General features: G+C 31.3%; 14 protein-coding genes. 9 read left to right on the top strand and 5 right to left on the bottom strand.

Annotated elements, in window-relative coordinates:
- Positions 1-175 precede the first annotated feature (175 nt).
- The 4 genes from B4E95_RS07795 to B4E95_RS07780 all read right to left on the bottom strand — a co-directional run bounded on the left by B4E95_RS07795 (position 176) and on the right by B4E95_RS07780 (position 4,156).
- Positions 176-307 (bottom strand): hypothetical protein, encoded by a 132-nt coding sequence (locus tag B4E95_RS07795; RefSeq protein ID WP_291073911.1) that lies wholly within the window; start codon positions 305-307, stop codon positions 176-178.
- 85 nt (positions 308-392) lie between these two features.
- Complete coding sequence (locus B4E95_RS07790) at positions 393-2,678, bottom strand: GH92 family glycosyl hydrolase (protein ID WP_291091028.1); 2,286 nt, start codon at positions 2,676-2,678, stop codon at positions 393-395.
- A 102-nt stretch (positions 2,679-2,780) separates the two neighbouring features.
- On the bottom strand, positions 2,781-3,437 hold the full coding sequence (locus tag B4E95_RS07785) for a 3-oxoacid CoA-transferase subunit B (protein ID WP_291069782.1): 657 nt from the start codon (positions 3,435-3,437) through the stop codon (positions 2,781-2,783).
- Positions 3,438-3,442: 5 nt separating this feature from the next.
- Entirely contained in the window at positions 3,443-4,156 is a 714-nt protein-coding gene (locus tag B4E95_RS07780) for a CoA transferase subunit A (protein WP_291062236.1), read from the bottom strand.
- Between the two features lie 152 nt (positions 4,157-4,308).
- Here B4E95_RS07780 and B4E95_RS07775 point away from each other — a divergent pair, with 152 nt between their 5' ends.
- The 8 genes from B4E95_RS07775 to B4E95_RS07740 all read left to right on the top strand — a co-directional run bounded on the left by B4E95_RS07775 (position 4,309) and on the right by B4E95_RS07740 (position 9,510).
- Positions 4,309-4,806, top strand: a complete 498-nt coding sequence (locus B4E95_RS07775) for a hypothetical protein (RefSeq protein ID WP_291091026.1) — start codon at positions 4,309-4,311, stop codon at positions 4,804-4,806.
- Between the two features lie 158 nt (positions 4,807-4,964).
- Positions 4,965-5,771: an intradiol ring-cleavage dioxygenase gene (locus B4E95_RS07770; protein ID WP_291091024.1), complete on the top strand. Its 807-nt coding sequence runs from the start codon at positions 4,965-4,967 to the stop codon at positions 5,769-5,771.
- Positions 5,758-6,135, top strand: coding sequence for a hypothetical protein (locus B4E95_RS07765; protein WP_221855898.1), 378 nt, complete (start codon positions 5,758-5,760; stop codon positions 6,133-6,135). Before B4E95_RS07770 ends, B4E95_RS07765 begins: the two co-directional genes overlap by 14 nt.
- Before the next feature lie 193 nt (positions 6,136-6,328).
- Positions 6,329-7,303: a sensor histidine kinase gene (locus tag B4E95_RS07760; protein WP_291091020.1), complete on the top strand. Its 975-nt coding sequence runs from the start codon at positions 6,329-6,331 to the stop codon at positions 7,301-7,303.
- Complete coding sequence (locus B4E95_RS07755) at positions 7,296-7,499, top strand: hypothetical protein (RefSeq protein WP_291091018.1); 204 nt, start codon at positions 7,296-7,298, stop codon at positions 7,497-7,499. The genes B4E95_RS07760 and B4E95_RS07755 overlap by 8 nt, the downstream gene beginning before the upstream one ends.
- Positions 7,478-7,978, top strand: coding sequence for a LytR/AlgR family response regulator transcription factor (locus B4E95_RS07750; RefSeq protein WP_291091016.1), 501 nt, complete (start codon positions 7,478-7,480; stop codon positions 7,976-7,978). Before B4E95_RS07755 ends, B4E95_RS07750 begins: the two co-directional genes overlap by 22 nt.
- A gap of 12 nt (positions 7,979-7,990) precedes the next feature.
- Complete coding sequence (locus tag B4E95_RS07745) at positions 7,991-8,902, top strand: hypothetical protein (RefSeq protein ID WP_291091014.1); 912 nt, start codon at positions 7,991-7,993, stop codon at positions 8,900-8,902.
- A complete protein-coding gene (locus B4E95_RS07740) occupies positions 8,902-9,510 on the top strand; it encodes a class I SAM-dependent methyltransferase (protein WP_291091013.1) in 609 nt (202 codons plus the stop codon). Before B4E95_RS07745 ends, B4E95_RS07740 begins: the two co-directional genes overlap by 1 nt.
- Positions 9,511-9,544: 34 nt before the next feature.
- Here B4E95_RS07740 and B4E95_RS07735 read toward each other — a convergent pair whose 3' ends face one another.
- Positions 9,545-10,300 (bottom strand): acyl-CoA desaturase, encoded by a 756-nt coding sequence (locus tag B4E95_RS07735; RefSeq protein WP_286496360.1) that lies wholly within the window; start codon positions 10,298-10,300, stop codon positions 9,545-9,547.
- 492 nt (positions 10,301-10,792) lie between these two features.
- Between B4E95_RS07735 and B4E95_RS07730 the strand changes: the two genes are divergently transcribed.
- Positions 10,793-11,179, top strand: coding sequence for a hypothetical protein (locus B4E95_RS07730; RefSeq protein WP_291091012.1), 387 nt, complete (start codon positions 10,793-10,795; stop codon positions 11,177-11,179).
- Positions 11,180-11,337: the final 158 nt, after the last annotated feature.

Genomic DNA, 11,337 nt, shown 5'->3' with positions numbered 1-11,337 from the left:
GACTCAATTTCTTTTACAACACTCAACTTAAAAGACATACTGTAATCTCGCTGAGTACGTTTGACATAATTGCTTCTTTCTTCCATAATAACGATTTCTTTTTTGTATCGCTATTTCAGGACGGGACACGAGATAAAAACAAAAAACCACTCAATTTGAGTGGTTTTTTTTATGTTTAATTTTTAGCGTTATTGCGACGTTTTTTCTTTAAACGATTCGTTTGAACTAATTGTTTATGTTTTGGATCTTTTAACTTGTCCACTAAAACTTGTAAATGAATTTCTTCTTTTTTTGCCTTTTTAGCCATTTTTCTTGGTTTTAAATTTGATTTAAATTAATCATTATTTTTCAAGTTTTCAAATTTAAAGTTTTAATTATAAAATATTTAACGTTTATTTTTTAGGTTTTGCTCCCATATGAAATACTAATTTACCGCCATTTACGATATCAAAATGATTTAAATTGAACGAAGAGTAAGACTTTCCATTAAGTTCTATTTTTTGAATGTAGACATTTTTCTTCGATTGATTTTTGACTTCAATTTCAAATTGTTTACCGTTTTCTAGATTTAAAATGGCATGATCTACCAATGGGCTTCCAATTGCGTAATCTGTCGATCCTTGTTGAACAGGATAAAAACCAAGTGCACTAAAAATATACCACGCACTCATTTGTCCTGTGTCATCATTTCCGCCCAAACCATCTGGTGTAGGTTTGTATTGCATATCTAAAATCATTCTAATTTTTTCTTGTGTTTTCCAAGCTTGTCCAGCCCAATTATATAAATAGGCAACATGATGAGCGGGTTCATTTCCATGAACATATCCACCAATAATTCCTTCTCGAGTAATATCTTCTGTATCAGCAAAATATTCGTCAGGTAAATGCATTGTAAATAATTCATCAAGCTTTTCACCAAATTTCTTTTTGCCACCCATCGCATTGATCAATCCATCAGGATTTTGGGGAACAAAGAAGCTGAAATTCCATGAGTTACCTTCTATAAATCCTTGTCCATGCGTATTCAAAGGTTCAAATTCTTTTTTGAAACTTCCATCTGCTAATCGAGGACGCATAAATCCGATTGAAGCATCATAATTATTTTTCCAATTTTCTGAACGTTTCATAAATGTTTCATACACATCCATTCTGTTCAATTTTTTGGCAGCTTGCGCGATCGACCAATCATCAAACGCATATTCTAACGTATTCGAAATTGATGTTCCATTTTTCTCGGCTGGTATAAAACCTTTGTCGATATAATCACCAATTCCTTCATAATCTCTTTTGTTCGCCGTAACAATACATGCATCTAAAGCAGCATTTGCATCACCATTATAAACTCCCTTTACAATTGCATCTGCAATAACCGTAACCGAATGATATCCGCTCATACACCAATTTTCGTTTGCATAATGCGACCAAATTGGTAGCATTTTTATTGGATTTTGTTCATAATGTTTCATCATCGATTTTACCATATCATTGTTACGTTTTGGTTGAATGATATTAAACAATGGATGTAAAGCGCGATAAGTGTCCCAAAGTGAGAAAGTTGTATAATTTGTAAAATCTTTTGCTTGATGAATTTCTTGATCTAAGCCTTTGTATTGACCATTTACATCCATGTAAGTTGTTGGATTGATAAATGTATGGTACATCGCTGTATAGAAATTTATTTTATCGTTTTCTGAAGCTTTGATCTGAATGCGATTCAATTCTTTGTTCCAATTTTCTTTGGCTTCATTTTTTACTTGTTCAAAATTCCAATGTGGAATTTCTGTTATCAAATTTTCTAAAGCATTGGTTTGACTGACAGGAGAAATAGCAAACTTTATTTTTACTTTTTCATTTTGTTCTGTATCGAAATCAAAAAACATTTTAATTTTTTTACCTTCAATCAAAGGGAAATTTTGTGTTTCGTTCCATTTTCTCCAAAATCCTTTATAATCGACTTGACCATCTTCATTTTTTTGACCATAATTTTTAAATGGTTTAGAAAAAGTCATCGCAAAATAAACTGTTCTATTTCTTGCCCAACCTCGTGTTTGTCGATAACCAGTAACTAATGTATCGTTCACAACTCTTACATACGTCCAAGTATTTTTGTCATCGTAATTGTAAATTCCCGCATTCAAATCAAAAATAATATGCGATTGAGTAGATTTTGGAAAAGTATATTGATGAAAACCAACTCGAGTAGTAGCGGTCATTTCAGCCCAAATGTTATAGTCCTCCAATTTTACTTTGTAATATCCGGCTTCAGCAAATTCATTTTGATGAGAAAACCTTGAACGATAACCACTTTCAGGATGTTGAGCAGTTCCGGGATTTAATTGCAATTTACCTACTGTTGGCATAATCAAAAAATCACCTAAATCAGAATGTCCTGTTCCATTAAAATGAGTGTGACTAAAACCTGTAATTGTTTTATCTTCAAAACGGTAACCAGCACAATAATCATATACTTTTGGATTATATTTATGATTGACAGAATAGGGAATAGAGTCGGTTTCGGGACTCAATTGTACAGCACCAAAAGGCACAGTTGCACCTGGAAATGTATGTCCCATTTTTTCGGTTCCAATCATTGGATTGACATATTTGACTAAGTTTTGTTGTTGTGCAAATCCTAAATTGTAGAGAGAAAACAGTGTGATTAATAATTTTAATTTCATCGATTTCGTTTTCAAGTATTAATTTAATCTAAAGTTAATAGAAATCATCGAAATCAAAAAAAGAAAGGAAAGCTTTTGAATTTCCTTTCGAATCTTTATTTATTATAAAATCATTTCGGGAATTTCTCCTTCAATAATTAATTTTCCTTCAGTTGCATTTTTGATATCTTCCACAGAAATTCCTGGTGCTCGCTCTAATAATTTGAAACCACCTTCTGGTAAAACTTCTAAAACAGCTAATTCAGTAACAATTTTTTTGACACATTTTATTCCTGTTAAAGGAAGTGTACATTCTTTTAGAAGTTTAGATTCTCCTGCTTTGTTCACATGTTGCATCGCTACAATAATATTATCAGCCGAAGCCACTAAATCCATTGCACCGCCCATTCCTTTTACCATTTTTCCAGGAATTTTCCAGTTGGCAATGTCTCCATTCTCCGAAACTTCCATTGCGCCTAAAATAGTTAAATTAATTTTTCGGGCTCTAATCATTCCAAAACTCATTGCCGAATCAAAGAAAGCTGATCCGGGCAAAGTGGTGATTGTTTGTTTACCAGCATTAATAAAATCAGGATCTTCTTCACCATCAATAGGAAAAGGTCCCATTCCCAATAAACCATTCTCAGATTGTAAAACAACGTTTACATTTTCAGGAATATAATTAGCAACCAATGTCGGAATTCCGATTCCTAAATTTACATAATATCCGTCTTTTACCTCTTTTGCAATTCGTTTTGCAATTCCATTTTTATCTAACATTGCTTTTATGGTTTTGGTTGAACAGTTCTGTTTTCAATTCGTTTTTCGTACTTCGCACCCTGAATAATACGATTGACATAAACGCCAGGCGTATGAATTTGATTTGGATTTAATTCACCAACTTCTACTAATTCTTCTACTTCTGCAATGGTAATTTTTCCACACATTGCTGCCGGATGATTAAAATTTGCAGTTGCACCACGAAAAACTAAATTTCCAGCAGTATCACCTTTCCAAGCTTTAACGATTGCAAAATCAGGTTCGAAAGCATATTCTAACAAATATTCTTTCTCAATACCATGAAAAGTAAATTTTCTAATCTCTTTACCTTCAGCAACTTCAGTACCAACTCCTGCAGGAGTAAAAATTGCAGGCATTCCATAACCAGCAGCCATTAAACGAGTTGCTAAAGTTCCTTGTGGAATTAATTCTACTTCTAATTCTCCTGAAAGCATTTGACGCTCAAATTCAGCATTTTCTCCAACATAAGAAGAAATCATTTTTTTGATTTGTCGTCCTTGTAATAATAATCCTAAACCAAAATCGTCTACACCTGCATTGTTACTAATACACGTAAGGTTATTGATTTTTTTGTCTACCAATCCTTGAATCAAGTTTTCAGGAATTCCAGAAAGTCCAAAGCCTCCAACAGCAAGCGTCATTCCGCTTTCTACGCCTTGTAGCGCTTCTTCGATGCTGTTTACTTTTTTGTTTATCATTTTTGTTGTGTTTGATCAAATATAATTCTAATGTTAAAGATAAATAAAAACCATTCATATTTCAATTAACCTACAAAAATCTTAGGTTAACCTCTTAAATTTAGATAGCAAAATATCGATATATACTTTTGTTTAGAAGATTATATGAGGACATGATAAAGTTGTGCAAGGCTGAGAATCGAAATTTATTTGAAAATAAATTTATTAGGATAAATGCTTTAAATGATACAAATCCGATTTTGGATTTTGCTTTTATTGATGATGTTGCGTTAAGCGGAATGGGTACTTATCAAAAAGTAATCAAAGAAAGTGGTTATATTATTTTAATGCCTTTATTGAATAATATTCGCTTGAATATGAATGGTTTTAATTGGAAAATTGAAGTCAATCAAGCATTTGTTTATTACTTAGAAAAAGGAACTATAATAGAAATAGAAGGCGATTTGAGCCACGATTTTTCTTATTTCTATGCGTTATTCATCGTAAAAGAAAAACAGCAAATTGCTAAAATGATTGTTCCAATTGATTTGGATAGAGAGAATCGTTTAGAGAAAATAATCCGACATGATTTGTTTAATGTTTTTTTAGGAAAATTTGACTTGAGAAAAGAATCTGAATTACCATTCAAAAGAAACGAAAGAAGTTGGTAAATCATATCTTTGACAGGTATTTTTGAAGTTCACAATCGTTTAATAGAATCAAGAGATTTATTACAAATAAGATCTGATGAGAATGTTGAATTTGAATCGTTGAGCGAAAATTCTTTGTTAATGGTAATTGATTACTAATGTTAAAAATACTTAACAAAATGGAAAGAATAGATTTTATAAAAAATAGTTTAGGATTTTTGGGAGCAAGTTTAATTGTTCCAAAAGTTTTGATGAGTTGCAAAGATTCTACTGTTGTAAATGATTGTGAAGCATGGGCCTCTGAAATAGAAGGTCCATTTCCTACAAAAAATCCAGAAGATTTTTTATCAAAAAATATAAAAGGCGATCGAACAGGAGTGGAGGCGACAATCAAAATTAATGTAACCAATGTTGATGAAAGCTGTCAACCTTTAATAGACGCGATTGTTGATATTTGGCATTGTGATAAAGATGGAAATTATTCGCAATATGGCGGAATACGAATGCAACCAACCGATTATAAATCGTATAAATTTTTGAGAGGTAGACAAGTAACTGATGAAAATGGAAATGTTGAATTCAATTCTATTTTCCCAGGTTGGTACGAAAGTCGTGCAACGCATATCCATGTTCATATTTACGATCAGAAAGGAAAATCATTAAAAGTAACGCAAATTGCTTTTCCAGAAGGTGAAAATTCTGTTGTAGAAATTGTAAATTCAGCCAAAGAATATGGTTATACAAAAGGTTTGAATGGCTATACGTACAATGAGAATGACAATGTTTTTACAGATGATACAGACGGAAATCAATTGGCAAAAGTGAGCGGAAGTTTAGAAAAAGGATATACAATTGAGGCAGATATTGTAATTTCTACAGAAAATATAGAGAAAGCAAAAGAGCCGATGGGCGGAGGGCCAGGAATGCCTCCACCTCCAGATGGAATGCCTCCTTTTGATAGAAAACCAAAAGATGAAAACAATTAAAAAAGTTCAGTTTGCTTATCGTTTAGTGATTGATGCTTCGACAACGTCAATTTGGGAGAAATATGTTTTTCATGCGACGTACAAAGAGTATTATTTGCAAGAGCAACTTTTTCAACAAGAAACGCATAAAGTAGAAACTTTTCGAGAATTGTTGCGCCAAAATAAAAAAGCAGAACAATTGCATTATTTGGTAGGAATGGCGACTATTCCGTATATCGAACAATTGGAAGGAAATTTGTATCAAATCACAGATAATTTGAACAAAATCTACCTTAATTTTGTAGATTTCGAGTTGGATGTTATAAATTCTTCTAATCAAAATCACGCAAATCACAAGGTTGCGCTTACGTTTTATACCAAATAATATTTTTATTTTGGAGAGGTTAACAATCATTATTTAATTTCTTTGGATGAAGAATTAAAAACTAATATCAAAACATTGATGATTCCAAATAGACAACATTTTTCTATTGTTTCAATTGAATTAGAAGATGAATAAAGTAAAAATTACTAAGAGAGAAATCGTTATTTTCAGCATAGTTTCAATTATTTTTCTGTTGATACCATTTATTGCTGCGCCAAATTTTTCGAGCGATCAATCTATTTTCAAAACAGGTTTTTTCAAGCGAATGCTTTTCGAAAATATCTTGTTGTTAGTGTTCTTTTTGGTGAATTATTTTGTGTTAATTCCAAAATTATATTTTCAGAAACGTTATTTTTTCTACATCATTGTTCTTATCATTTTCTTTTTTGTGGTGTACAAATTTCCAGAATTTGCGTTTCATTTTAACAAAGTTCCACCAAAAGCTCCGCCTTTTAATCGTTTTGAGCCTCGAAAACCGCCACGTGATTTTATGATGTGGAGTCCGAAAATTATTATGTTTTCGATGATGGCGATTGTTTCGCTTTTTATACGTCAAAATAAACGTTTTCAGGAAATGAAAAATGAGAAACAATTGTCGGAAATTGCTTATTTAAGAGCGCAAATTAATCCTCATTTTTTGTTCAATACGTTGAATAATATTTATGCTTTAACGCTTCAAAAATCGGATTCTGCTTCGGATGCAGTTATGAAATTATCCAAAATGATGCGATTTGTGGTTTCAGATTCTTCCAAAGATTTTTTGCCATTGCAACAAGATTTAGATTATATCAAGAATTATATTGAGTTGCAAAAATTGAGATTAACGCACAAAGAATCTGTTATTTTTGAGGTTGAAGGAAATCCTGCGGATTTAAGAATTTCACCATTAATTTTAATTAATTTTATCGAAAATGCATTCAAATATGGCGTAATTGATGAAGATTCGCAACCCGTTATTATTTCGATAAAAGTGGAGCAACAAACATTATTTTTAAACGTAGAAAATACCATTTCGAAAGAGGTAACTCTTGAAACTGGAAAAAGTGAAATTGGTTTGAAGAATACGAAAAAGAGATTAGATTATTTTTATACAAATCATTATAAATTAGCTATTCATAATGATTTATCTAAATTTATAGTTGAACTAAAAATTTTCTTGAATGATTAAAGTAATTGCGATGGATGATGAACCGTTGGCATTGATGGTAATCGAAAATTATTGTTCTAGAAATGAACATGTGGAGTTAGTAAAAACCTTCTCAAATTTGAAAGATGCGCAGAAATATATCAATCAATTTCCAATCGATTTGATTGTTTTTGGATATTCAAATTTCGCGTACAAATGGAATTTTACAAAAATTTAGAAAAGAAAATTCCTGTTATTTTTACTACGGCTTTTGCAGAATATGCGGTTGATGGTTTTAATGTTGCGGCGATAGATTATTTGTTGAAACCGATAGATTACGATAGATTTGAGGAAGCAGTGAATAAAGCAGTGTTGATTTTGGTGGATAAAAAACTGAATGAAGACAAAGATTTTTTGACGATTAGAGCCGATTATAAATTGAATAAAATTGCCTACGACGAAATTGATTTTATTGAAGGTTTGGACGATTATGTAAAAATTCATCTCGAAAACGGAAAACGAATTACGGCTCGAATATCGATGAAATCTATTTTAGAAAAGTTGCCTGATCAACTTTTTGTCCGAGTTCATCGATCTTATATCATTTCGATAAAAAAAGTGAAATCAATTCAAAATAAAGTCTTATATTTGAAAGAAGAAGTAATTCCGATTGGCGAAACGTATAAAAATGTCATTCTAGAGTTTTTCAAAGTTTAAGTTGTTAGGAAAATGGAAAAAAAAGTGATTAGTCGATTTATCGTAAACATTTTTTTTTCCAATTTTTTTTTAATTCTACTTTCTATTGCGCTCAATATCGAGACGAATATCAAAATTGGTTTACCATTTAATTCGATTGCGTATTATGCTTTTATTAGCACCATTACGGTATTGTTTTATTTGTACGCCTACAGAATTCCAAAATCTTTAAAATCTTCCAATAATCCAAGAACTCAGTTCTACATTACGCATCGCAAATTTGTTCATTTTTACACTTTTATTTTAGCTGTAATCGCATTAATTTCTGGAATTATTTTAGCGATAAATTGTTTACCGAATTACGAAATATTAACTTGGAAATGGTTGGCTGTTTTATTTTTTACGACAGTTTTATCCTTTGGTTATTATGATTTAAAATTAGGAATTTCATTACGTAAAACGATGTTGTTAAAACCATTTTTAATTGGCTGGACTTGGGCGATTACAACCGTTTTTTTACCTGTTTTATTTTTGATGTTGAAGAATGAAACGCATTATGTCATTGATGCAAAATTCTATTTTCTATTTTCTCAAACCTTTATGTATTGCGTTGTGAATGCGATTTTGTTTGATTTGAAAGATTATGAAGATGATAGCAACCGAAATTTAAAAACCTTTGTTGTAAAATATGGTTATCATTTTACGTTAAACCGCATTATTTTACCCTTAATATTTCTAGGATTTTTGAGTTTTGTAATCTTCGGAATATGTTATGGATTACCACTTCACCGCATATTGTTTATGTTAATTCCGATTGTTTTTTTAGCTATTTTCGCCTTTAAACTCAATCGTCCAAAAGCCATTTTATATTATTTAATTGCGATTGATGGAATGATTTTGTTGAAAGCAATTTGTGGAATTTTAAGCGTAATTTTATTCGAATAATGAATTACAATTTTATTGCGCCATATTATCATTCGTTGAGCCAGTTGATTTTTTTAAATCGTCAACAACAAGCTCATTTTGTGATTTTAAAATATTTGAAAAAGAATGATAAAATCTTGTGGGTTGGAGGAGGAGCGGGAAAATTTATCGCTGAAATAGAAAAGTTAAATCTAAAATTGGATATAGATTATGTTGATTTTTCTTCGAAAATGATTGATTTAGCAAAAAAAGAAAAAACGTCGAACTTAAATATAAATTTTATTGTTGCGGATATTTTTGATTTCGAAACGGATAAAAAATATGATGTGGTGATGACTACTTTTTTGTTTGATCATTTTAATCAATCCAAAGCAGAAGAATTATTTAGTCAATTAAATTCGTATTTGAAAGTAGAAGGGTTGTGGTTTTATGTTGATTTTGTACAAAATCAGAAAGGTTGGCAAAAAAGTGTGACGAATGTGATGTTGAGCTTTTTTAGAATTGTTATTGGTTTGGATATTTCTCAATTGCCTAAAATGCATCAAAGTTTTCTACCCAATTTTAAAATCGTCGAACACAAATTCTTTTTCAAGAAATATATAGAAAGTATCGTTTATCAAAAGAAATAAAAAAAGCGATTCAATTTATTGAATCGCTTTTATTTTACATATAATCGGTGTCTAATTTACCTTTTTTGAACTGAATGATATTCATTTTATTCATTGCCCAAATGCATGGATACATTGGATCGAATTCCCATTTCTTAACTGCGAAATTAGGACGTCCGCCAAATTTATGGTGATTGTTATGTAAACATTCTCCCCACATTAACCAGTCAATCGGCATCAAGTTTGTCGAAGTATCTCCAACATCGTAATTACGGTAACCTAATTTGTGTGAAAACCAGTTGATGATTACACCATGTAGTGGGCTCATCAAAACTTGCATCGGAATGAATACAAAATAAGTCCAAAGTGGAGCGTCAACAGCAACATAAATTAATATGTAAATGATTACCCAAGCTAAACGTACAGCATTATTTCCAGCAAATCTATCCCAAGAACGCCAAGAAGGAACACCTTTTTTGAATTTTTCTAAAACTTGTGTTTTATCGTGGTCAATTTCGTTGTAAACAATACGAGTTCTCCACATCATCGCAAAGAAATTTGGATCATATTGTGGCGAATGTGGATCCTTTTCTGTGTCTGCATACGCGTGATGATGTCTGTGCATAACCCCGTATGTATAGGGACTTAGATAAGATGAACCTTGAAAAATCCACGCTAAAACGTGAAATATTTTTTCCCAAGCTCTTGACATCGTAAACATTGCATGTGATGCATATCGGTGATGAAAAAAAGTTTGGAAAAATAAAGAAGCATACCAATGTATAACAAAGATAATGATTACTGCTGTCATTACTAATTTTAAATTTTTACAAATATAATCGTTAGGATTGTGAATTCCACTAATTAAAATCATAGAACTCATAAAATTATTGATTATTTATAATGAAAAAATTTAATTATAATCTGCTCTAATCAAATAAATTATCCATTTAATAGTAGGTTTTTAAATGTAATTATTTAATACTAAATACGTTGATTAAATAAATGTTAAAGTTATAAACCTAAATAAGCAATTATTTCTCTTGCGACTGCTGCACCAGCTCTATTTGCAAAGAAGATGAAAAGACTTTGAAAGCGAAATATCCAATTGCTTACAAGCATATCAAGAAGTTTGAAACAACAACGAACAAAACAGGAATTGCTTTACCCGAAGTTTTGAAAACAAGAAAACCGTTTTGGTATTCTTGCACCCGAAGAATCGGCAAATATTTTCATTTCCATAAATCCAAGCCAACGACTATTCTTTTCGTTCAGCAAATCGCCTTTGTATCTCAATCAAAGATTGGTTGCCATTCGTGTAAAAAAGAATGATGTTGAGATTGTGTCGGCTTTACTTAATTCAATCGTTTCTCTTTTGATTGTTGAATTAAACGGTGTTTCAAGAAATTTAGGAGCATTGGACTTGAACGCAGACTTTTTCAAAACAAAAATGAAAATATTTGACCCAAGTTTGCTTTCAGACAAACAAAAAGAAAGTATTCTTGCGAAATTTGAAACTATTAGTAAACGACAAATTCAAGATTACGAAAACGAATACAAACAGAAAGACAGAATTGCTTTTGATGAAGCAGTTTTGAAAGCCTACGGCTTCAAAACTGATATTCTTCCGCAACTTTATTCACTTTTAACGGAAACCATTCGCAATAGAGTGGAAATGAAAAATAGGTAAAACTTATACATTTGGTAGCACATTTGCATTTTTCCAACCACACAAAGCCAAACAAAAAATGCAAAAGAGCTACCAAGCCAACGCTCAACAAAGCGACTGAAAAGAGCCACTACCGATAACAAGGGTAACTGTTGCATAACTCCAATTTACAGTAAAAA

It is taken from the genome of Empedobacter sp. UBA7494, assembly GCF_002478465.1.
Taxonomy (GTDB): Bacteria; Bacteroidota; Bacteroidia; order Flavobacteriales; family Weeksellaceae; genus Empedobacter; species Empedobacter falsenii_B.
Note: the sequence above shows the minus strand (reverse complement) of the source record. Positions and strands in the feature narration are given on the sequence as shown.

Coding starts and splice junctions, on each gene's coding strand:
- B4E95_RS07795 (WP_291073911.1), bottom strand. CDS start 307: ATGGCTAAAAAGGCAAAAAAAGAAGAAATTCATTTACAAGTTTTAGTG.
- B4E95_RS07790 (WP_291091028.1), bottom strand. CDS start 2,678: ATGAAATTAAAATTATTAATCACACTGTTTTCTCTCTACAATTTAGGA.
- B4E95_RS07785 (WP_291069782.1), bottom strand. CDS start 3,437: ATGTTAGATAAAAATGGAATTGCAAAACGAATTGCAAAAGAGGTAAAA.
- B4E95_RS07780 (WP_291062236.1), bottom strand. CDS start 4,156: ATGATAAACAAAAAAGTAAACAGCATCGAAGAAGCGCTACAAGGCGTA.
- B4E95_RS07775 (WP_291091026.1), top strand. CDS start 4,309: ATGATAAAGTTGTGCAAGGCTGAGAATCGAAATTTATTTGAAAATAAA.
- B4E95_RS07770 (WP_291091024.1), top strand. CDS start 4,965: ATGGAAAGAATAGATTTTATAAAAAATAGTTTAGGATTTTTGGGAGCA.
- B4E95_RS07765 (WP_221855898.1), top strand. CDS start 5,758: ATGAAAACAATTAAAAAAGTTCAGTTTGCTTATCGTTTAGTGATTGAT.
- B4E95_RS07755 (WP_291091018.1), top strand. CDS start 7,296: ATGATTAAAGTAATTGCGATGGATGATGAACCGTTGGCATTGATGGTA.
- B4E95_RS07750 (WP_291091016.1), top strand. CDS start 7,478: ATGGAATTTTACAAAAATTTAGAAAAGAAAATTCCTGTTATTTTTACT.
- B4E95_RS07745 (WP_291091014.1), top strand. CDS start 7,991: ATGGAAAAAAAAGTGATTAGTCGATTTATCGTAAACATTTTTTTTTCC.
- B4E95_RS07740 (WP_291091013.1), top strand. CDS start 8,902: ATGAATTACAATTTTATTGCGCCATATTATCATTCGTTGAGCCAGTTG.
- B4E95_RS07735 (WP_286496360.1), bottom strand. CDS start 10,300: ATGACAGCAGTAATCATTATCTTTGTTATACATTGGTATGCTTCTTTA.